The sequence below is a fragment of the Vibrio sp. 704 genome, assembly GCF_033339295.1.
On record NZ_JAWOUH010000001.1, the window covers coordinates 293,856 to 316,138 of the forward strand.

18 protein-coding genes are annotated in these 22,283 nt (G+C 45.3%); 11 read left to right on the plus strand and 7 right to left on the minus strand.

The window, feature by feature from the left end; translation table 11 throughout:
* Window positions 1-6 precede the first annotated feature (6 nt).
* Window positions 7-714 carry a GntR family transcriptional regulator gene (locus R7R24_RS01200; RefSeq protein ID WP_053307578.1) on the minus strand — a complete coding sequence of 236 codons (708 nt, stop codon included), beginning with the start codon at window positions 712-714 and terminating at the stop codon, window positions 7-9.
* A 180-nt stretch (window positions 715-894) separates the two neighbouring features.
* Between R7R24_RS01200 and R7R24_RS01205 the strand changes: the two genes are divergently transcribed.
* Both R7R24_RS01205 and R7R24_RS01210 read left to right on the plus strand, forming a co-directional pair.
* Window positions 895-2,223, plus strand: a complete 1,329-nt coding sequence (locus R7R24_RS01205) for a 6-phospho-alpha-glucosidase (protein ID WP_005373308.1) — start codon at window positions 895-897, stop codon at window positions 2,221-2,223.
* Between the two features lie 55 nt (window positions 2,224-2,278).
* Window positions 2,279-3,829 (plus strand): alpha-glucoside-specific PTS transporter subunit IIBC, encoded by a 1,551-nt coding sequence (locus R7R24_RS01210; protein WP_053308067.1) that lies wholly within the window; start codon window positions 2,279-2,281, stop codon window positions 3,827-3,829.
* A gap of 177 nt (window positions 3,830-4,006) precedes the next feature.
* Here R7R24_RS01210 and R7R24_RS01215 read toward each other — a convergent pair whose 3' ends face one another.
* The 3 genes from R7R24_RS01215 to R7R24_RS01225 all read right to left on the minus strand — a co-directional run bounded on the left by R7R24_RS01215 (window position 4,007) and on the right by R7R24_RS01225 (window position 7,797).
* The gene (locus R7R24_RS01215) at window positions 4,007-6,034 is read right to left on the minus strand and encodes an acetoacetate--CoA ligase (protein ID WP_155604259.1); all 2,028 of its coding nucleotides are present in this window, start codon (window positions 6,032-6,034) and stop codon (window positions 4,007-4,009) included.
* Between the two features lie 87 nt (window positions 6,035-6,121).
* Window positions 6,122-7,048, minus strand: a complete 927-nt coding sequence (locus tag R7R24_RS01220; RefSeq protein WP_206954232.1) for an electron transfer flavoprotein subunit alpha/FixB family protein — start codon at window positions 7,046-7,048, stop codon at window positions 6,122-6,124.
* A complete protein-coding gene (locus R7R24_RS01225) occupies window positions 7,045-7,797 on the minus strand; it encodes an electron transfer flavoprotein subunit beta/FixA family protein (protein ID WP_213883418.1) in 753 nt (250 codons plus the stop codon). Before R7R24_RS01225 ends, R7R24_RS01220 begins: the two co-directional genes overlap by 4 nt.
* Before the next feature lie 155 nt (window positions 7,798-7,952).
* Between R7R24_RS01225 and R7R24_RS01230 the strand changes: the two genes are divergently transcribed.
* From R7R24_RS01230 to R7R24_RS01270, 9 genes are all read left to right on the plus strand, one after another.
* Window positions 7,953-9,590: an electron transfer flavoprotein-ubiquinone oxidoreductase gene (locus R7R24_RS01230; RefSeq protein WP_213883420.1), complete on the plus strand. Its 1,638-nt coding sequence runs from the start codon at window positions 7,953-7,955 to the stop codon at window positions 9,588-9,590.
* A gap of 242 nt (window positions 9,591-9,832) precedes the next feature.
* A complete protein-coding gene (locus tag R7R24_RS01235) occupies window positions 9,833-10,633 on the plus strand; it encodes an ABC transporter ATP-binding protein (RefSeq protein ID WP_005373297.1) in 801 nt (266 codons plus the stop codon).
* Complete coding sequence (locus R7R24_RS01240) at window positions 10,633-12,585, plus strand: long-chain fatty acid--CoA ligase (protein ID WP_005382741.1); 1,953 nt, start codon at window positions 10,633-10,635, stop codon at window positions 12,583-12,585. Before R7R24_RS01235 ends, R7R24_RS01240 begins: the two co-directional genes overlap by 1 nt.
* Window positions 12,585-13,478, plus strand: a complete 894-nt coding sequence (locus R7R24_RS01245; protein WP_005373295.1) for a branched-chain amino acid ABC transporter permease — start codon at window positions 12,585-12,587, stop codon at window positions 13,476-13,478. Before R7R24_RS01240 ends, R7R24_RS01245 begins: the two co-directional genes overlap by 1 nt.
* Window positions 13,479-13,489: 11 nt before the next feature.
* Window positions 13,490-14,557: a branched-chain amino acid ABC transporter permease gene (locus R7R24_RS01250; RefSeq protein WP_005382737.1), complete on the plus strand. Its 1,068-nt coding sequence runs from the start codon at window positions 13,490-13,492 to the stop codon at window positions 14,555-14,557.
* 45 nt (window positions 14,558-14,602) lie between these two features.
* Window positions 14,603-15,847, plus strand: a complete 1,245-nt coding sequence (locus R7R24_RS01255; protein WP_005373285.1) for an ABC transporter substrate-binding protein — start codon at window positions 14,603-14,605, stop codon at window positions 15,845-15,847.
* Window positions 15,848-15,927: 80 nt separating this feature from the next.
* Window positions 15,928-16,749 carry an ABC transporter ATP-binding protein gene (locus tag R7R24_RS01260; protein ID WP_005373283.1) on the plus strand — a complete coding sequence of 274 codons (822 nt, stop codon included), beginning with the start codon at window positions 15,928-15,930 and terminating at the stop codon, window positions 16,747-16,749.
* Between the two features lie 9 nt (window positions 16,750-16,758).
* Entirely contained in the window at window positions 16,759-17,961 is a 1,203-nt protein-coding gene (locus R7R24_RS01265; RefSeq protein WP_053349213.1) for a phenylacetate--CoA ligase family protein, read from the plus strand.
* Window positions 17,962-18,097: 136 nt separating this feature from the next.
* On the plus strand, window positions 18,098-18,694 hold the full coding sequence (locus tag R7R24_RS01270; RefSeq protein ID WP_053349212.1) for a methyltransferase domain-containing protein: 597 nt from the start codon (window positions 18,098-18,100) through the stop codon (window positions 18,692-18,694).
* A gap of 288 nt (window positions 18,695-18,982) precedes the next feature.
* Here the strand turns inward: R7R24_RS01270 and R7R24_RS01275 are convergent, their stop codons facing one another.
* From R7R24_RS01275 to budA, 3 genes are read right to left on the minus strand one after another with little or no spacing between them, the layout of a single operon-like run.
* The gene (locus R7R24_RS01275; RefSeq protein WP_017820351.1) at window positions 18,983-19,741 is read right to left on the minus strand and encodes an SDR family NAD(P)-dependent oxidoreductase; all 759 of its coding nucleotides are present in this window, start codon (window positions 19,739-19,741) and stop codon (window positions 18,983-18,985) included.
* Entirely contained in the window at window positions 19,738-21,441 is a 1,704-nt protein-coding gene (gene alsS, locus R7R24_RS01280; protein WP_053349211.1) for an acetolactate synthase AlsS, read from the minus strand. Before alsS ends, R7R24_RS01275 begins: the two co-directional genes overlap by 4 nt.
* A 29-nt stretch (window positions 21,442-21,470) precedes the next feature.
* The gene (gene budA / locus R7R24_RS01285) at window positions 21,471-22,256 is read right to left on the minus strand and encodes an acetolactate decarboxylase (RefSeq protein ID WP_005373273.1); all 786 of its coding nucleotides are present in this window, start codon (window positions 22,254-22,256) and stop codon (window positions 21,471-21,473) included.
* Window positions 22,257-22,283: the final 27 nt, after the last annotated feature.

The window sequence follows — 22,283 nt, forward strand, 5'->3', positions numbered from 1 at the left end:
ATAGTACTACGTCCTAGTTGAAATAAACTCGAAGCTGTATTGATGAAGTCGGAAGTAATTGACGGTATATTCAAATGCACGACCATCTTCTAGGTAACCAGTGGACTCAACTTTTAGAATAGGGGAAGCTTCTGATTCATTCAGGTATGAGGCCGTCTCTGCATCTAACAAATACGGTTTGACAGACTGACTGCTTTTCGCAATTTTCAATCCTTTGCTATTTTCAATGTACTCATATTTAGAACCATTCATTATGGCTATGCTCAAGTCTGGAAATAACATTGCTGGCATATGAGTGACTTCGTAAATTTCAGGCTCATCATTAATACACCTGAGTCTATGTATTTCATATGTATCATCATTGGGCGAGAGATTTAACTGCTTAGCAACCTGCTCATTCGGCTTTTTAAGTTCGAACTTTATGACTTGAGAGCTAGGTGTTTTCCCTTGTTTACTGACTTCCTCGATAAAACCCAGCAAATGTAAGGCATCATGTTGGGCTTTTAGATCGTTTACATAAGTTCCACTACCTCTTGTCCGACTAATTAAATTATTGTCGACCAGAATTTGTAAGCTTTTTCTGATGGTTACGCGGCTTACGGAAAACTCTTCTTGCAAATCACTCTCTTTTGGAAGCATCGATTTAGGTTGTAGTTCCCCATCTTTGATCTTTTTTTCTAATCGTTCCGCAATGTCTATGTATTTGGGTTTCATAATACCTCGCTAAGTCTTGGATCATGATAGCAAGAATGTGATCTGAGATGTAGTTAATACTTTTCCTTAGGATCTTTGTGTGATTTTTATCTCGTATCTTTGTGCTTACACTTTAAATGTATCATAAAAGTATTAATACTTATTTTATACATTTTCAGGGTAAACATTTGAGGTAGCGAAATGAAACGTCAAAAATTAACGATTGTTGGTGCTGGCAGTACATACACTCTTGGTATGATGAACAGCCTGATTGCCGAAAAAGATAACTTTCCACTCGCAAAAGTCGTGTTTTACGACATAGATGAGAAACGCCAAGAGTCGAATGCATTAGCTACTGAAATTCTATTGCGAGAACACTATCCAGAAGTTGAAGAGTTTGTTTATACAACGGATAAATCTGTCGCATTCGCAGATTCGGACTTTTTCTTTATCCAGATCCGCACTGGTGGGTTGGCCATGCGCGAGCGCGATGAACAAATCCCGCTATCCAACTCTTGTGTTGGGCAAGAGACATGTGGCGCGGGAGGAATGGCATATGGACTTCGCTCTATCGGCGATATGATCCAGCTAGTGAACGAGATCCGACAAACGTGTCCAGATGCGTGGATTCTTAATTACACCAACCCAGCGGCAATTGTCGCTGAAGCTTTAAATCGTGAATTTCCGCATGATAAGCGAATTCTAAATATTTGTGATATGCCAGCAGCGATTATGGTCAGCTATGCGCAATTGTTAGGGTGTGAAATTTGGGACTTTGTTCCTGAATATTTTGGGCTTAATCATTATGGCTGGTTTACCAAAATTCGTAACAAACAGGGTGAAGACTTAACGGATAAAATTAAAAATATCATCCTAAAAGAAGGGATCAGTGCGGTTGATGCGGAAATAGCGGATGACCCATCGTGGCAAGCCACATTCAAAAACATGAGAACAATGCTTGCTGATAATCCAGAGTTTTTGCCGAATACGTATCTTCAATACTATTTGTACCCTGAAAAAATGGTGGCGAAAGAGGATATCAATAATACTCGCGCAAGGCAGGTAATTAACGGCCGTGAGAAACGAGTGTTCGAATTGAACGCAAGAATAATTGAAGCGGGCACCACGAAGCACGAAACACTGCATGCCGATATCCATGGTCGATACATGGTGAGAGTCGCGGCTTCGCTAGCCTACAACTTGAGCGATGTGTATCTCGTCATCGTACCGAATAATGGTGCTATTACAAATTTACAAAATGATGCCATGGTAGAAGTTCCAGCTGCGCTAACTAGTGATGGACCGAAAGCTTTTACTGTAGGAAAAATCCCAACCTTCCAAAAAGCCATGATTGAGAGCCAACTTGGTTACGAGAAATTAGTCGTGGATGCTTGGTACGAAGGAAGTCAGCAAAAGCTGATTAATGCACTCACACTTAACCGTACCGTGGTTAATGTGCCAAAAGCTAAAGAAATAACAAAACAATTACTAGAAGAAAATAAAGCCTACCTTCCTCAATTTTTTCAATAACAACTGGACGTTCGGGGCCTACTTGTAGGCTCCGTGAATGAAACAAGAGGTTTATATGAAAGACATTATTCAAAGGTTCGGAGCCGCGATGTTTGTTCCCGTTCTATTATTTCCAGCAGCGGGCATGTTATTGGGTTTCTCTGTTGTGCTGTTAAATCAAGAAGTGTTTCCTTGGGCACTAGAGGGGAGTGCTTGGGTTAAAGTCTCGACGATCATTTTACAGGCATCTCTCGCTGTATTTAAAAATATGGCACTTATTTTTGCCGTTGGGTTACCTATCGCTTTAGCTAAAAAAGCATCTGGTCGCGCTGTACTTGCAACACTCGTTTCCTACATTACGTTTAACTACGTTATTGGTGGAATCCTTCAATTTTGGGGACCAGAACTGGGCGTGAACTATACGGAAGGTGAGCGAGGTTTGACTGAAGTTGGTGGCATTCTAACGCTTGATACCAACTTACTAGGTGCCATTTTAATTGCAAGTCTCTCTGTTTGGGTTCACAACCGATTCTTTGATAAAAAGCTACCGGATTGGGCGGCTGTATTTGGCGGAACGCCATTGGTTGTGATCATTAGTTTCCCCATTATGGTCGTGATGGCAATTCTAACTTGTTTGACTTGGCCAAGTATTCAGCATGGTATTAACAATCTGCAATCATTTTTGGTTTCTGCTGGATCGTTAGGGGTATGGCTATTTACGTTTTTAGAGCGAATCATGATACCAACGGGGTTGCATCATTTCGTATATGGTCCCGTTTTTTATGGGCCAGTTGCAGTCGATGGCGGAACGGTTGCCTATTGGATTCAAAATATACAGACATTCGCCCAGAGCTCGGAAAGTTTAACGACACAATTTCCTCAGGGTGGTTTGATGTTGACGGGAATGGGTAAAGTGTTTGGTTGTACGGGTATCGCACTAGCACTCTATTCAGTTGCGAAAAAAGAAAATAAAAAGATGGTGATGGGGTTAGTGCTCGGAGCCGCAATCACAGCAATTCTTACAGGGATAACCGAACCAATAGAGTTTACATTCTTATTTATCGCACCTGCGCTGTTTGCTTTGCATGCGTTGTTATCTGCGACAATGGCAACGATCGCCTTTATGTTTGGTGTTTCCGGTAACTTTCAGACTGGCTTGATAGACTTCATTTTCCAAAACTGGTTGCCTTTGGCTGGTAACCATGCAGGAACATACGTGATTCAGATTATTATTGGTCTCATGTTTACTGGTGTTTACTTTGTTACGTTTCGCGCGCTTATTTTAAAATACAACATACTTACTCCGGGACGTGAAGGTGCAGATAGTAAGTTGTATTCCAAAGCTGACTACAAAGAAGCGAAAGCGGTCCATAACAGTAGCGCAAGTCCGTCACAAGCTAGTGCCTTTATTGAAGGTTTGGGTGGAAAAGAAAACATTGACTTGTTAACTAATTGCGCGACGCGTCTGCGTGTTAAAGTTAAAGATGTCTCTCTTGTAAAGGAGAACGCATTTTTCACACAGCACGGAGCGGTGAATATTGTTAGAAATCAAGAGAGCCTTCAAATCATCGTTGGTTTAACGGTGCCACAAGTTCGCGAAGATATGAGCCAACTGATAAAAGCTTAATCCCCAAACTAATGCTCCAGCTCATATGGCTCAAAGGTGAGATAGAATTATCTCACCTTTTTTGTGTACATGAAGCATATTTCGCTCAGTTTCCACGAAAGTGGGGAGGAGTTATCGAGCGAGCTAAAATATAGTTAGGTTATACCCGTCTGTATTGTGGGAAGACTTGTTGGGTCTCTAAGTGACGGTGGCGCCTTCTATGTTGAAAAGCGTTTTAATTTCTTCCAGCACTTCTGGGTTAGCAATAGCACCAATGTTTTTTACAGCTTGTCCGTTTACCAATTGTTTCACTGCTAGCTCAACCAATTTGCCTGAGCGCGTTTTAGGAATATCACTGATAGCAAAAATTTGTCGTGGGACATGGCGCGGTGAACATTTTGTTTTCAATGTTTGGCGAATTGAATCGGTGAGTTGTTGGGTTAACTCGACGTTGTGAGCGAGTTTTACTAGTAACCAGATTTCTTCAGACTGCTGGTTTAACTTGCCGACAGCGATGGAGTCTTCAACCTCGGGTAACGCGTTCACTTGCTGATAGATTTCAGCGGTACCGATGCGTACGCCGCCTGGATTTAAGGTTGCGTCACTACGGCCATAAAAAATAAAGCCGCCATGTTCGGTTTGCATCACATCGTCGCCATGGTGCCAGATATCGGTAAACTTGCTCCAATAAGCGTTGTGATAACGTTCGCCGTTGTCGTGCCAGAAGCCAATAGGGAAGTTAGGTAGCGAGTTATTACAAGTCAGTTCGCCGCGTTTTTGCGTAATAGTATGTCCATCATCCTCTAGAACACGTGCGTCGATTCCCAGCCCTGAGCCTTGGCATTCACCTTTGTAAACTGGTGAAATAGGGTTTCCAAGTACAAAGCATCCGCAAATATCTGTGCCGCCAGCGATAGAAGCGAGATGCAATTCCTGCTTGATGTGCTGATAGACATAATTAAATTGTTCTGGGTAAAGCACCGAACCAGTTGAGCACAGAGTTTTGAGTGACTTCAGGTTATGTTCTAGTTTTGGAGAGCAGTTTGCCTGCTCCAGTGCCTCTAAGTATTTCGCTGAAGTACCAAACAGCGACACGTTATGTTCTTCAGCTAATCGCCATAAGACGGAGTGATCAGGGTAAACCGGACTACCGTCGTAAATCACTAAGGCTGCACCACTCGCAAGAGCGGAAACATGCCAGTTCCACATCATCCAACCACATGTTGTGTAGTAGAAAACCTTGTCTTGCGATTTGATGTCGCAATGCAGTTGATGTTCTTTGAGGTGATTGAGCAAGGTACCGCCTGCGGAATGAACAATACACTTAGGTTGACCTGTTGTACCAGAAGAATACAAAATGAATAATGGGTCATTAAACAGCGTTGGTTGATATTGAATTGATTGTGGAGAAAAGTGGTGAGTAATATCGGACCAAGAGACAAAGTCAGAAGTGGTAGCTCTCTTAGCGTTTTGTAAATATTCGATTTGGCATACGCTAATAGTAGTCTCTTCGGAGGCACTGCTTAACTTACTACTAAGAGTGGTGTTCTTGTCCGTCATATCGAAAGCTTTGCCTCCGAACTGGTAGCCATCACAGCAAAAAAGAACTTTCGGCTTAACCTGACCAAAACGCTCTACGACGCTATCGATACCAAAATCAGGAGAGGTTGAAGTCCAAATAGCGCCAAGGCTTGTAGTAGCCAACATGGCTATAACGGTTTCAGGAAGGTAGGGCAAATAACCCGCAACGACATCGCCTTTACCGACACCACAATTGAGTAGCCATTGTTGAATGGCAGAAACTTGTTCAAGCAACTGTTTACCGGTGAGTTGTCGGTGTTCACCGCTTTCATTGCTAAAAACAATAAACTCACGCTCTGGTGATTGCTCAGCCTGAGATAGGAGGTTCTCTGCGTAGTTCAGCGTGGCGTCAGCAAACCATACTGTGTCTCTATTTACATGGTGATGATTAGAACCTGTTTGTGTCCATTTGGGACTGCCAAGGCTCTTGATTTGCGAACCTATATCTCCGATTACGTTGCAAAACTGCCAAGTATGTCGCCAAAATTCATCATTGTGCTCAATGGACCACTGGTGTAGAGACGTGTAATTGTTGATTACGGTACCTTCGGCTTTGTCTTTATTAACCTTTTCGATGAACCGTAATAAGTTGCTATTGCTGACGCGCTCAGCAGATGGTGACCAAATAGGTGCAGAATTTGGCATAGGTCCCTCTAATTTCAATTCTTTTGAATATGACCAAAAACAAAATAAAGGGGCGAACATAGCGGTGTTCGCCCCTTATCTGATCGTTTAAAGTTGTTCGGCAAGCTGAGGTAGTACCTCAAATAAATCACCAACCAATCCATAGTCGGCAACTTCAAAGATAGGAGATTCTGGATCTTTGTTGATCGCGACAATCACTTTGGATTCCTTCATTCCTGCAAGATGCTGGATGGCACCGGAAATCCCAACCGCTATATAAAGCTTAGGTGCAACGATTTTACCGGTTTGACCCACTTGTAAGTCGTTGGCAACAAACCCGGCATCAACTGCCGCGCGAGAAGCGCCAATGGCAGCACCTAGTTTATCGGCAACTTGTTCGATCAACGCGAAGTTCTCTTTGCTACCGACCCCGCGTCCACCTGACACAACCACCTCTGCCGCGCTTAATTCAGGACGTTCTGACACGGTTTTATCGACAGAAACCAATTCAACCATTGGAGCTGAGATAGTGACCTGCTGATGCTTAATATCAGCTTGGTTGTGACAAGTAACCGGCTCAAACGCAGACGCGCGCACGGTGATGACGCGAACCTTGTCGCTGGTGGTCACTTTGGCAAATGCGTTTCCTGCGTAAATAGGGCGGATAAAAGTGTTTTCATCGATAACTTGGACAATATCGGAAATTTGCCCAACGCCGAACTTCGCTGCTACTCGCGGTGCAAGATCTTTCCCTTTTGATGATGAGCTAGCCCAGATTGCGTCAAAACCTTCAGCAACACTCACTACAATAGGTGCGATACTCTCGGTAAATTGATGCTTAAGTTGCTCATCATCGACACAAATTACGTTTGATATACCATCAACGCGACAAGCTTGTTGAGCGACTTCTTCACACTGGTGGCCCACTACGATCAAAACATTGTCTTGGCTGACTTGTTTTGCTGCATTAACCACTTTGAGTGTGTCCGCATGCAATTGGTTATTGTCATGCTCTGCTATGATTAAGTTCTTCATGAAATCACCTTCGCTTCGTTACGCAGCTTATCGAGAAGCTCTGAGACAGATTCAACCTTGATGCCACCTTTTCTTTGCGCTGGCGGTGTGATTTCTTGAATGGTTTGGCTAAATACCACTTCAACACCCAGACTGTCAGGTGTGATGGTATCTAACGGCTTGCGCTTAGCTTTCATGATATTAGGCAAAGAGGCAAAACGCGGTTCATTCAGGCGTAAGTCAGTACTGATCACCGCAGGTAAGTTCATCGCGACCGTCATCAAGCCGCCGTCCACTTCTCTCACGACCTGAACTTTTTGATCTTCAATCTTCACGTCGGAAGCGAAAGTTGCTTGAGGCCAGTCAAGTAGGGCGGCCAGCATCTGAGCCACTTGGTTGTTGTCAGTATCAATGGATTGTTTACCCGTAATCACAAGCTGTGCTTGTTCTTGCTCAACCAGAACTTTGAGCAGCTTAGCGACGACCAATGGCTCTATTTTGTCTTCAGTATCGATATGAATAGCGCGATCGGCACCTAACGCAAGCGCAGTACGTAGTTGCTCCTGACACTGGCTACCGCCAGCACTGACAACGATGACTTCATCTGCAATACCTTGCTCCTTTAGTCGTACGGCTTCTTCAACGGCTATTTCGCAAAATGGATTAATCGTCATCTTGACGTTATTGGTTTCAACATCGCTATGGTCCGCTTTCACGCGAACTTTAACGTAGGGATCAATGACCCTTTTGATTGGCACTAGTATTTTCACGTTAGATTCCTTTTACAGTGAAGACTATGTGTTTACAGTGAAGACGATGTGATGACGTCTTTAAAATGATGTTAATTTACCTTTACGTTTGCGTCAACTTTAAATATATTGTTGATTAACAAGTTGGCAACATGCAAAGAAAAAGGAATGCAATCATGGAAAGAGACTGCATGGAATTTGATGTTCTGATTGTAGGCGCTGGTCCCGCAGGTTTGTCTGCGGCATGCCGAATCAAACAATTAGCAGCAGAAAAAAAACAAGACCTCTCTGTTTGCGTGGTAGAAAAAGGTTCTGAAGTTGGAGCGCATATTTTATCGGGTGCGGTGTTTGAAACGCGGAGTTTGGATGAGCTTTTTCCCGACTGGGAAGAGAAAGGCGCTCCGCTCAATACCAAAGTAAACCAAGATAAAACCTACTATCTAGGCAATCACATCAATGGTCATGAACTGCCTTCTTGGGCGGTGCCTAATACGTTACATAACAAAGGTAATTACATCATAAGTTTGGGCAGTCTATGCCGATGGATGGCGTTGCAGGCTGAGAACTTGGGGGTGGAGGTCTACCCAGGTTTTACCGCCAGTCAAGCGATCATCGATGAAGATAGTCGTGTTTGTGGCGTGATCACGGGCGATATGGGATTAGATAAAAATGGTGAACAAAAAGGAAATTTCGAACCTGGTATTGAACTGCGAGCGAAGTTTACTTTATTTGCTGAAGGCGCACGGGGGCATATTGGTAAGCAGTTGATTAACCGATTTAATCTTGCTGAAGAGAAAACGCCTCAACATTACGCTATCGGTTTTAAAGAGCTGTGGGAAATCCCATCAGAGCAGCATCAGCCAGGTTTAGTAGTGCACGGATTAGGTTGGCCGTTATCAAATGAAGCTACAGGTGGCAGTTATCTCTACCATTTAGAGGGAAACCAAGTTGCCGTCGGGTTGATTATTGACTTGAATTATAAGAATCCGCACTTGAGTCCATTTGATGAGTTTCAACGTTTTAAACACCACCCGTTGATTGAGCAATACCTCAAAAATGGGAAGCGTATTAGCTATGGCGCGAGAGCGATTACCAAGGGCGGCTTTCATTCGCTTCCCACGCAGCAGTTTGCTGGTGGCTTGTTAATTGGCTGTGATGCAGGAACACTTAACGGCGCTAAAATCAAAGGCACACACACCGCAATGAAATCTGGCATGCTTGCCGCTGAAGCAGTATGTGAAGCCCTTGAGAGTCAGTCAGTTACTGCTGATTATCAAAAGCATTTCAAACAGTCTTGGCTGTATGAAGAGCTTTATCAAGCACGTAACTTCTCAAGTGGTATTCACCGCTTTGGATCGTGGCTGGGCGGTGGTTTAGCGCTGCTGGAACATAACGTATTAAAAGGCAAAGCTAAGTGGCATATCCGCTGTGATAAGCCTGATCATCAGTCTCTGTTATTGGCGGAAAACAGCAATGAAATTGTCTATCCGAAGCCTGATGGCGTGTTAAGTTTCGATCGCCTCTCTTCTGTTTATCTATCCAATATCTTCCATGAGGAAGATCAACCATGCCACTTACGACTGGAGAACCAGCGGATCCCTATTGAGCAGAACCTTGAATTATATGCAGAGCCAGCACAGCGCTATTGTCCGGCTGGCGTGTATGAAATCGTACAGGGGGAGCAGCAGCCAGAGCTGCAAATAAATGCGGCCAACTGTATCCACTGTAAGACCTGCGACATCAAAGATCCAAGTCAAAATATTACTTGGACTCCGCCAGAAGGTGGTGGTGGTCCTAACTATCCAAATATGTAAGCGTTTGAGAATAATTTTTATTAACAATTTATTTACTTAAAGTTTGCGTTAGTTCAAATCTTTCTCAATGAACTCGATTGCAACTTAATCTTTCAGGCACTATTCTGATTTTAAATTGACGTTTACGTAAACTGAATACAAAGTTGATGCATAGGTGTAAAAGCGGTTACCAGTATCAAAGTTAGATTTGATCAAATAGTGCTCAATGGAACGCACTTAAAATAACGAAAGGGAGATCAACTATGGTATCGGAATCGCCTCTGTTGCAGGTAAACGATATTTCATTGGCTTTTGGTGGGGTGAAAGCTTTAACTGACGTGAGCTTCCATGTGAATGAAAAGGAAATCTTTTCAATCATTGGTCCAAACGGTGCAGGTAAAACCTCAATGCTCAATTGCATCTCTGGTCGATACACACCAAACAAAGGCTCTGTAATCTTCGCTGGAGATGATGTAACTAAACGGACACCTAGCCAACGAGCTGAGTTAGGGTTGGGAAGAACCTTCCAAAACTTAGCGCTCTTTTCTCACATGTCGGTACTGGACAACATCATGGTTGGCCGACACCACCTACTAAAAAACAACTTCGTCACGGGGCCACTCTATTGGTTCTCTAATGCGCAGAAAGAAGAGATGGCGCACCGCAAATATGTGGAAGACGTGATCGATTTTCTAGAAATCCAGCACATCCGAAAAGCGACTGCAGGCACGCTATCTTACGGCTTACGTAAGCGTGTAGAGCTTGCTCGTGCCATTGCCTTAAAACCTAAGTTACTGCTGCTTGATGAACCAATGGCAGGTATGAACTTGGAAGAAAAGGAAGACATGGCACGTTACATCATGGATCTGAATGAAGAATTAGATATCACGATCATCATGATTGAGCACGACATGGGCGTGGTCATGGACATCTCTAATCGCGTTTTGGTTTTGGATTTCGGGAAACACATTGCTACGGGTGAGCCTGAAGAAGTGATGGCCAACCCACATGTGAAACAAGCGTACTTAGGCGAAGAGCTACCGACATTAGAGGAGAGTGCATAATGGCACAGCAACATAATGATTGGGCAGATATAACCCGCTTAGATACCTTTCCAAAAGTGTTGCAACACAATGCCAAGAACTGGCCCGAACAAGTCGCAATGCGTGAAAAGGAGTTTGGTATTTGGCGAGAGTTCACTTGGAAGGATTACGAAAACCGCGTCAAGTGGATGGCACTGGCACTACAAGATTTGGGTATTGGTGAGCAAGATGTCGTTGGTTTGTTAGGTGATAACCGCCCGGAATGGGTATGGGGCGAGTTAGCGGCACATGCGATCAAAGGTTTCTCGCTGGGCATCTATCAAGATTCTATGCACGAAGAGGTGGCGTACCTTATCAACTATGCCAAAGCAAAAGTCGTGATTGCCGAAGATGAAGAGCAATGCGACAAGCTGCTTGAGCTTGGTGATGAAATTCCTAGCGTTGAATACATTATTTACTGCGATCCTCGTGGAATGCGTAAATACGATGATCCAAGATTGATTGATGTTGAACAGGTCTACAAAAAAGGTCAGCTGATTGATAAAGCGGACCCAGACAAATATCTCAATATGGTTGTTGAAACCAAAGGCAGCGATCTTTCAATTCTTTGTACAACGTCGGGTACGACTTCTAAACCAAAATTGGCTCAGCTACACAGTGGCACGTTCTTGGATCACTGTGCGGCTTACTTGCGTGCAGACCCTCGTTCCCCAGGCGACAACTACGTTTCTGTTCTGCCTTTGCCTTGGATTATGGAGCAGGTTTACGTGGTTGGTCAGGCGTTGATTTCTCGTCAAATCGTTAACTTTGTGGAAGAACAAGAAACCATGATGTCCGACTTGCGTGAAATCGGTCCAAACTTTGTGCTGTTAGCGCCACGTGTGTGGGAAAACATTGTGGCAGACGTGTCTGCACGAATGATGGATTCGACACCGTTTAAGCAAAAGATGTACAAACTGGGCATGAGCTTAGCCAACAAAGCGCTGGAGCAGGGTAAACGCTCTAAGTTGGCTGAATGGATTCTTCTGCGTGCTCTGCGTGACCGTTTAGGGTTTTCGAACCTGACATCTGCGGCAACCGGCGGTGCGGCGATGGGACCGGATACTTTCCGTTACCTACAAGCTATTGGTGTGCCACTTAAGCAGCTTTATGGTCAGACCGAAATGTGTGGCGCATACACCGTGCACCAAGCGGATGATGTGGATTACGATTCCGTTGGTGTTGCGTTTGATAATGCAGAAGTGAAAGTCATCAACCCAGACAGCAATGGCGTTGGTGAAATCATCGCGAAAAGTACAGGCATGTTTACTGGCTACTTAAACAACCAAGCAGCATATGATGAAGATGTTCAAGATGGTTGGATGCACACAGGCGATGCGGGCTATTTTAAAGATTCCGGTCACTTGGTGGTGATTGATCGTCTGAAAGATATGTCGGAAACCAGCCACGGCGACCGCTACTCTCCACAGTTCATTGAAAACAAACTCAAGTTCTCGCCGTTTATTGCAGAAGCCGTGGTGGTAGGTAAAGGTCGACCTTGGCTGTCTGCCATCATCTGTATTCGCTATGCGATCGTCGCGAAGTGGGCAGAGCAACGCGGCTTGGCATTTACCAACTACACCAACTTATCTGCTCAACCAGAAGTGTACCAAGCGATTCGTGAAGAAGTTCAAAAAGTGAACGAATCCCTACCGGATGCACAGAAGATCAGCAAATTCATTCTACTTTACAAAGAGTTGGATGCCGACGATGGAGAGCTAACTCGCACACGTAAAGTACGCCGTGGTGTGGTTGCAGAGAAATACGGAGACATCATCGAAACCATCTACAGCGACGATCCAAAAGTCGATGTCGATACGGTGATCACTTATCAAGATGGCACTAAAACACGCATTCAAACGTCGCTAGTTATTGAAACGCTTATTGAGCATGAGCCAACACTAGTGGATAGCGAACAACGGAGGATCGCATAGTGAATACGGATTTATTACTGCAACTCGTCATTAATGGCGTGATCGTTGGCATGTTGTATGGCGTTGTCGCCATGTGCTTTGTATTGATCTACAAATCGACCCAGGTGGTCAACTTTGCTCAGGGGGAGTTCTTGTTGATTGGCGCATGGGTATGTTGGGCGGCATTGGTACACCTACAGTTACCGTTTTTTATTGGCTTTTTACTCACGCTCGCGTTCATGATGATTTTTGGTATCGCCGTGCAAACCATTGTGCTCAGACCGTTGATTGGTGAACCGATTATCTCTGTGATCATGGTGACCATTGGTCTATCGATGTTTTTCCAAGCACTGATGAAGTGGATATTCGGCGTCTCTGCTGTGTCGTACCCGCAAGTGTTCGAAACCAACGTGGTGAATATCGGAGGTTTGAATGTTGAGTTTGCTTACATTCTGAGCTTGATCTTCTCAATGCTCATCATGGGCGCGTTCTACTGGTTCTTCAAATTCAGCAAAATGGGTCTGGCAATGCGCGCAACGGCATTCAACCAGCAAGTAGCCCAGAGTCTTGGCATTTCCATCAAGAAAGTGTTCGCCATCAGTTGGGCCATTTCGGCAATGGTATCTGCAACCGCAGGGATTGTTATCGGTATCGTTAACGGCGTATCTGACGCGCTATCCATTATTGGTATCAAAGTTTTCCCAGCCGTTATTTTAGGTGGCTTAGATTCGGTGGTCGGCGCAATTGTCGGTGGTATTACCATCGGGGTGCTAGAAAACTTGGCTGAGTTTTTTGATAGCCAATACCTGCAAGTGGGTAACCTGTACAACATCGCACCATTCTATGTGCTGTTAATCATTCTTGCCTTCAAGCCATATGGCCTGTTTGGTACCAAAGATATTGAGCGTATTTAAGGAGAAATAACATGGCTCAACTTAGCATGCGCCCATGTGGGGATTTTCGAACCACATACAAAAGCGATACGCCAATTTTTGAAACCAAAACCATCAGAAGCCTTGCGATTGCTGGTGTCATCGCCATGCTGGCAGCACCGCTGGTCTTGGATATTTACTTCCTAAACCTGTTTATTCAGATTGCATACCTCGGTATCGCGGCATTGGGCTTAAACATTTTGGTTGGTTTTACCGGACAAATCTCGCTAGGTCACGGTGCGTTCTTTGGCTTTGGCGCCTTTGCATCGGCTTGGCTAAATAACCAGTTTAACATTCCAGTCGTGTTTGCGATTCCGCTTGCGGGTTACTTAACCATGATTGTGGGGATGCTGTTTGGTCTGCCAGCGGCTCGAATTAAAGGTTTATATCTAGCTATCGCAACGTTGGCGGCGCAGTTTATTCTAGAGGACTTCTTTGCTCGCGCAGATTGGTTCAGTGGCGGCTCATACGGTGCAAGCGCGAACCCAATTAATTTGTTTGGCTTTGAGTTTACGACCGACGAAAGCTTCTTCTACATCGCTCTGTTTGCGCTGATCTTCATGTATATGTGGGCATCAAACTTAATCCGTTCTCGTGACGGTCGCGCGTTTGTCTCAGTACGAGATCACTATCTGTCAGCAGAGATCATGGGCATCAACCTAACCAAGTATCGTCTGCTCTCATTTGGAGTGTGTGCATTCTATGCAGGCATCGGGGGCGCACTCTACGGACATTATCTAGGGTTTGTATCAGCAGAAGGCTTCACCATCATGATGTCTATCCAGTTTTTGGCCATGATCATCATTGGTGGCTTAGGCTCAGTCAAAGGTACGCTGATGGGGACGATATTTATCGTACTGCTGCCTGAAGTTTTGGAGTTTGGCGTAACGGGGCTTTCAGCGTTTGGTGATACCACCGCTTTCACTGATGGTCTGGCTTACTTCAAAGAAATGGCGATTGGTTTAGTCATCATGCTGTTCCTCATTTTCGAACCTCAAGGATTATCGCATCGCTGGCAACAGATTCGAGCATATTGGAAACACTATCCGTTCTCATATTAACGTGGAATTAAGTGGAATATACCTCAATAACAAGGACAACGAGTTATGAACAAAGGACATTTAGCGACAACGTTGGTGCTGTCATCTGCACTGTTTACTACCGCAACTTGGGCAAAAGATTCTGTGTTTGTCGGGCAATTAGTCGATTTTTCTGGACCAACGGCCTATGTGAGCAAGCCTTATGGTTCTGGCGTGCGAGACGCATTGCGTTGGATTAACCAAAACGGTGGCATTAACGGTACCGAGCTCGAATTTGAAACAGTAGACATGGCGTACAAAGTACCAGTGGCGATTTCCAACTATAAACGTTGGGTGGCGCGTAAAGACATGGTTGCGCTGCAAGGTTGGGGTACGGCGGATACCGAAGCACTTATTTCGTTTGTTACCAAAGACAAAGTGCCGGTGTTCTCTGCTTCTTACTCTGGTCACTTAACTGACCCAACTGGCAAAAACCCAAAAACCGCGAAACCAGCGCCTTATAATTTCTTTTATGGTGCGTCGTACTCAGATGCGTGCCGTGCGCTAGTTAAGTGGGCGAAAGAAGATTGGGAATCTAAGGGCAATCAAGGTGCGCCGAAATTTACGCACATTGGCGATAACCATCCATTCCCGAATGCGCCAAAAGAAGCGTGTGCAGAGTACGCCAAAGAGCTTGGTTTTGATGTGCAAAACCCAGTCGTTGTGTCACTAAAACCAGGGGACTTCAAAGCGCAATGTTTGTCGCTGAAAGAGTCAGGCACCAACTACGGTTACATTGCTAATATCGGTAGCTCGGTTATCTCACTAGTGAAGTCTTGTAACACGGTTGGGACAGAGTTCCAGTACATGGCAAACATTTGGGGCGGCGACAAGCCAGTGCTTGAAGCAGCAGGCGATGGCCTTAAAGATTACGTTTTCCCAGGTATGACAGCGTTTTGGGGAGATGATAATGAAGGCATGAAACTGGTCCGTGAGATTTCTAAGCAGTCTGAATCAGAGCCGGGCGAATTCAGAACTCACCATTACATTCGCGGTATTTGTTCTGCGTTCTATATGAAAGAAGCAATGGAGTGGGCGAAAGACAACGGTGGCATCACAGGTGAAAACATCAAGAAGGGCATGTATGTCCATGACAACTGGGTACCACAAGGCTTAGAAGGTGTTTGTGTCCCTGCGAACTGGAAACCGGAAGATCACCGAGGCACAACAACCGTGAACGTCTTTATGGGCAACAACGATGGCGGCGCAGTTGATATTAAGAAAGTATCTCAGGTGACATTGTCACGTCGTGACGATTGGCTAGGTTACTAATCTACGACTTATTAATAACAAAGCTTACTGAAAATAAGGATGGGTGAGAGAACACTCTCACCCTAGCAAGGAGTAGCTTGATGGCTGAATTAGCAACGAATATCGAACCGGCAGAAATACTGCTTTCAGTGAACAACATTGAAGTCGTCTACGACGAAGTAATACTAGTACTTCGCGGTGTGAGTTTAGAAGTTCCAAAAGGGCAGATTGTGACCTTACTGGGCGCCAACGGTGCGGGTAAATCCACAACGTTGAAAGCCATTTCTGGTTTATTGAAAACCGAAGATGGTGAAGTGACGCGCGGCGAAATCAACTTCATGGGCGAGCGTATAGACAACAAAAGCCCGGAAGAGATCGTCCGTTCGGGCATCTTCCAAGTTATGGAAGGGCGCCGAATTGTTGAAGATATGACGGTGATAGAAAATCTTCGCTTAGGCGCTTATACACGCACTGACAACGAAGTTGAACAAGACATCGAAATGGTGTTTGACTATTTCCCGCGACTCAAAGAGCGCACTGGCCTGGCGGGCTATTTGTCTGGCGGTGAGCAACAAATGTTAGCGATTGGCCGAGCGTTAATGGCTCGACCGAAGATGATTTTGTTGGACGAACCGTCTATGGGGCTTTCTCCACTGCTAGTTAAAGAAGTATTCAGCATTATTAACAAGATCAACAAAGAGCAAGGTATTACCATGCTTTTGGTTGAACAGAATGCCAACTTCGCTCTTCAAGCGGCCGATTACGGTTACATCATGGAATCAGGCAAAATCGTACTAGATGGCAGCAAGCACGAATTGCTAAACAATGAAGACGTAAAAGAATTCTACCTTGGCGGCGGCGATGAAGATCGCAAGAGCTTTAAGAATCTGAAATCTTACAAACGTCGTAAGCGTTGGTTGTAAGGAGCAAGGATGAACGAACTATTTGATGCGAAAGAATCGTTGTCTCTACAGGCGCGAGAAGAGTCGCTGTTTCAACGTCTGCCAGCGCTGATTGAAAATTCGAAAGCCAATAGCGAACATTACGCAGCGCATTTTTCTGAGTTTGATCCTATATTGGCAAACAATCGTGAAGGGCTTGCTCAGCTCCCGATTACACGTAAGTTCAATGTACCTAATCAGCAGCAACTTAAACCGCCGTTTGGTGGCTTAAATAGCGTTGCCATTGGTCAAATGGCGCGCGTATTCCAATCTCCTGGGCCGTTGTATGAGGCTCAAACGGATGAGGCCGATTTCTGGCGTATGGGGCGCGCGTTTCACGCTGCTGGGTTCTGTGCGGGTGATTTAGTGCATAACACGCTCTCTTACCATTTCTCTCCTGGCGGATTTATTATGGATGGTGGCGCAAGGGCTTGTGGCTGTACGGTATTTCCGGCTGGAGTAGGCAATACCGAAGCGCAAATAGAGGCAATTAAACAGCTTCAACCTAATGGTTACACTGGTACACCTTCGTATTTGCTGACGTTGCTACAAAAGTATCAAGAGAAATACAATGAGCTGCCTAGCTTTGAGAAAGCTCTGGTCTCTGGTGAAGCGGTTACAGCAGACATGGAACAGATGTTTGAGGAAAAAGGCATTGCAGTCTTTCAAGCCTACGCAAGTGCAGAGCTTGGTTTGATTGCTTATCAAGTGTCTGGTGAACAAGGATTAGTGATTGCCGAAGATATTATTGTTGAAATCGTTGATCCTGATGGTGTTCCTGTACAACCGGGAGAAGTCGGTGAAGTCGTTGTAACGTCGCTCGATGAGAAGTTCCCGCTGATTCGCTACGCAACGGGAGATTTATCGGCATACCTAGAAACGGGCTCGGATTCGCTACGCACGAATGCACGAATTAAGGGCTGGATGGGACGAGCAGACTCCGCGGTGAAAGTAAAAGGGCTGTTTGTTTATCCGCATCAAATCCAAGAAGTCTGTCGTCGCCACGATATTAAAGGCTCCTTGAAAATTGAGCGCGATGGCTTCAACGATGCCATTACTTTCTGTTGTCATGATGTGCATGTATCAGCAGAGGACATTCAAGCAACACTCCAGTCTGTCACTAAACTGAAAGGCAATGTCCAGTTTGTACCGAACCAAGCGGAGCAGCCGTTAATCAATGATCTTCGCAGTTAACTCATTGGTGGCATAAGTGCAGTAGAAAGTGGTTGTCATAAAAAACTAACAACGTCAGACAAAAGGCTAGAAAAGGGATACCACATTGCGCTGCGTATCCCTTTATTTTTTACTACCGCAATCAGGGAGCGGGTAAATGAAACAGGCACCAATGATTAACACACAATTCTGGGATGATTTGTTTATCCGAGGCACTATGCCTTGGGATGCCCAATCGACACCTCAAGAACTCAAGGACTATCTCGACAATTCACTTCATGTAGGCCAGTCAGTGTTTATTCCTGGGTGTGGTGCCGCTTATGAACTGAGCACTTTTATTCAATATGGGCATGACGTGATCGCGATGGATTACAGCCAAGAAGCGGTAAAAATGGCGCAATCAGCGTTAGGTAACTACAAAGATAAAGTCGTATTGGGCGATGTATTTAATGCCGATTTTTCTCACTCGTTTGATGTCATTTACGAGCGGGCCTTTCTCGCAGCACTACCGAGAGACATGTGGTCAGAATATTTCTCTATGGTGGATAAATTGTTGCCAAGCGGAGGTTTTCTAATTGGTTTTTTCGTCATTGATGATAATTACCTATCACGCTTTCCTCCATTTTGTTTGCGAAGTGGGGAGTTGGCATCTTTTCTAGAGCCCACGTTTGAACTTGTGAAGTCCTCAGTGGTGGCAAACAGTGTTGAGGTTTTTAAAGGCAGAGAGCAATGGATGGTGTGGCAGAAACGTTAGTCGTCACTGAGACTTCTTTAGAAAATATTCGCGGAAACTGTCTGGTTCTTTGTGAATCGCTGATACATAAGTCTTCACTCTATGCCTGATGGAATGCTCACATAGTTTGTCGGTTTGTGTGAAACATTAATTTCTCGTTGCTGGTTTAAGTTGTTGAGATATCTCTAACAGCGGTCGAGTGGTTGAGTTTATTGCCGGCACGGGTTGTGTGCTCAGAGCGTAAAGCGACAGATCAGCATCGATCCGAAAGGTAGTAGAACGTCTCTCACTGATCTGTCTATTTCATGCTTATACTATTTTAGGTTGACCATCTGATGCGGTGGCACCGCCGTCTACAGGTAGGTTTACGCCATTAATGAAAGATGCGTCATCACTTGCCAAGAAAGTCACGACAGACGCAATTTCTTCAGGTTCGGCTGCTCGGCCAAGCGCAATGCGCTCATTGAATTTATCGCGGATGTCCTGCGGCCAGCCGTTTGTCATGTTGGTTTTTACTAAACTTGGGCATACGGCGTTAATTCTTACCCCATCCGCACCATGGTCCAATGCCATCGCTCGGGTAAGGTTCACCACTGCGCCTTTACTCGCGCAATAGAATGCGGCACCCCAGTCACCACCCAAACCGGAAACGGACGCGGTATTTACCATACAACCTTTCGTTTTTAAGAGTTCAGGCAAAGCAAACTTCGCGCAATAAACAACACCATCAATGTTTACACCAGAGATCTTCTTCCAGTCTTCCACACTACCTTCAATCACGGAACCAGGGACATGTACGCCAGCATTGTTTACTAAAATATCCAGTTTACCGAAACGGGTAACAACATCAGAAATCAGTGCTGCGACTTTTTCTGGGTCAGAAACATCAATAGAATGCGCAGACACACGCTGTTTATCAAAGCCCTCAACGGCGTTTGCCAATTGCTCTTCATTCCAATCGGCAAGAGCGACGTTTGCGCCTTCTTCATACAAACGTTTTGCGATGGCCAAACCAATACCATTGGCAGAACCAGTGACGAGTGCGACTTTATTTTTTAATCCTCTCATGCGATTTCTCCTTCGAAACTTACAAAAACGGGATCTTGATTTTTCTCTGTGCGCGGCAACATCAGTTTGTCGTTGTCGCTGTAATCTACGGGGATAGCCACCACTGCTGGTCCTTCAACGTCCATGGCTTTATTCAATGTCGGTAGCAATTCGTGTTGACTAGTCACTGCGAAGCCTTTCGCGCCAAATGATTCGGCGTACGCCTTGAAATCAATTGGTCCAAATTTCACACCAGAGCAGCGCTGATATTTGTTGATCTCTTGCATTTCTACCATGTTGTAGGCGTTATCAACCCACACAATATGGACGATATTGCAGTTCAGTCTAACCGCGGTTTCTAACTCCATGCTCGATTGCATAAAACCGCCGTCTCCTGATATCGATACCACTTTGCTACCAGGTTTTAGTAGGCTGGCACCAATGGCCCATGGCAGTGCAACGCCCATCGTTTGTTGGCCGTTAGACACCAGCATTTGGCGAGCTCGAAAACAGCTTAAGTAACGAGCGATCCAGATGTGGAAGCTCCCCATATCAAGGCATAGCGTGGTATCTGGTGTGATGATAGATTGCATGGCTTTAATTAGCGCCAGTGGATGAAACCCTTGCTTGTGATAGACATTGGGATAGGTCTTGATCACTTGCCGTTGCAGTGCTACCTCTTCCAGTACTGAAAGTGCCGTTGGGGAAAGGCGAGCATATTCAGAGATATAGCTGCCCATCTTGTCTAATGACTGCGCAATGTTTCCGACGATTTCAACACAAGGTTGATAATTAAGTTGGTATTCTGCCGGTTCAATATCGAGGTGAATCACTGGGTTGCGGTGGCTGTTCCAAAGCTCAGGGTCATACTCTATTGGGCTAAAGCCGATGGTGAGAATTAAATCGGCATCACGCAGTAAAACATCGCCGGGTTGGTTGTTAAATAAACCGACACGCCCAGCAAAGTGATGATAGTAATTGATATCTACCGTGCCGGCGGCCTGGTAAGTGCCGACAACGGGTAGCTGCGTATTTTGAAGAAATCGGGCGATAGCAGCAGCGTTTTGACTGCGGCTCGCGTGAAGGCCAAGTAAAACCACACAGCGCTTTGCTTTACTGATTCGACTGACCGCATCTTCGATTGCTGCGATGTCAGCGCAACCAGGCTGTGTGTAAGGCGAGGGGACAATAATGTCCGTTTGGGTTTGCTCGGATAAAACATCTTGGGGGAGACTCAAAAAGCAAGCCCCAGGACGACCTGACTCTGCGATACGAAATGCGTTCGCCATGATCTCGCTTGCGGCGTCCACATGCTGCACTTCAGCACTGAACTTAGTAATAGAGCGAAAAATACTGACGGTATCCATGCTCTGGTGTGTTTGTTTTTGCTGGTCAGTTCGTTTCACCGCACCACCGATAGCAATCAGCGGATCGCCTTCGGAGTTTGCTGTTGCCACCCCCGTAACTAGATTTCCACAGCCAGGGCCTGACGTAACCATGGTGACGCCTGCTTTGCCGGTTAGTCTTCCCATAACGCCCGCCATAAATGCGCCGTTAGCTTCGTGGCGTACCGGAATCATTTGGATGTTAGTGTCTTCAATCGCATCGAACAGTCGATCGATTTTTGCACCGGGAATACCGAAAATGTACTTAATGCCGAGAGACTCTAGCTGTTGAGCGATCAACTGAGCTCCATTTTTATTTGAAGGTTTGGATTGCATTTGTTGTCCTTATTATTTGCCTGACTTTGTTACTTTTCCGCCTTTTCTATGGCGGTATTTATATCTTCCGGAGCCAAATTGGCGTTGAGGAAGTCTGTCGATACCGGGGTATCAATCACTAGCCGAGAGACTTTGCCAATCTGGAGGAACCCTGACGAAATGCTGTAATCCTGAATATGACCACCTCCTTGGCGGTCATCGGTAATAAAGTGTTCGTGATAGCCGGGCACATTGATGCCAGTCGTATATTTAGGACTGCGAAAGCCGGCGACCACGCCTTGCTTATGCGTGAAGCGGAACGTTGGTTGTTCTTTGACCACTTCAAGCATTGGCCGATAAGGGCGTGTTTGTTTAGGTACGGTGCGAGTACGAACTGAATCGAAAACGCCATCAATGCGCACTGCGCAAAATAGGTTATCGCTTGGAACCATGTCGTCTATGAGGCTATGGACTTCATGACGTGACATGCGCGATGTCAGTGGCAGCTCGATATCAGGCTTAAAAAAAGTCATGACAGCAAAGGGCGTTTTTTGCGCCAGGTCTGCCGGGTTTGCGGAGCCATCCGACTTGAGTTGAAAAACTTCCTTATCAAACGCAATCAACTCACCATCCAATTCATTGAACGTACCTAAACCAAAATCCCCATGTTTCAGTAGTTCTTCTATGGTTGTTGAGCCTTCGTAAACACCAGCGATCAAAGCACTCATTAACGAAGTCTGATAAATCTCACCATCTCCGGTAACGTGATGGTATTCAGAAAATTCTTTCGCTACTTCAAGCGAACAAGCACATAGAGGGTTATAAAATCCACGCATGAGTAAGACCAGTTATGCAATGAAGAG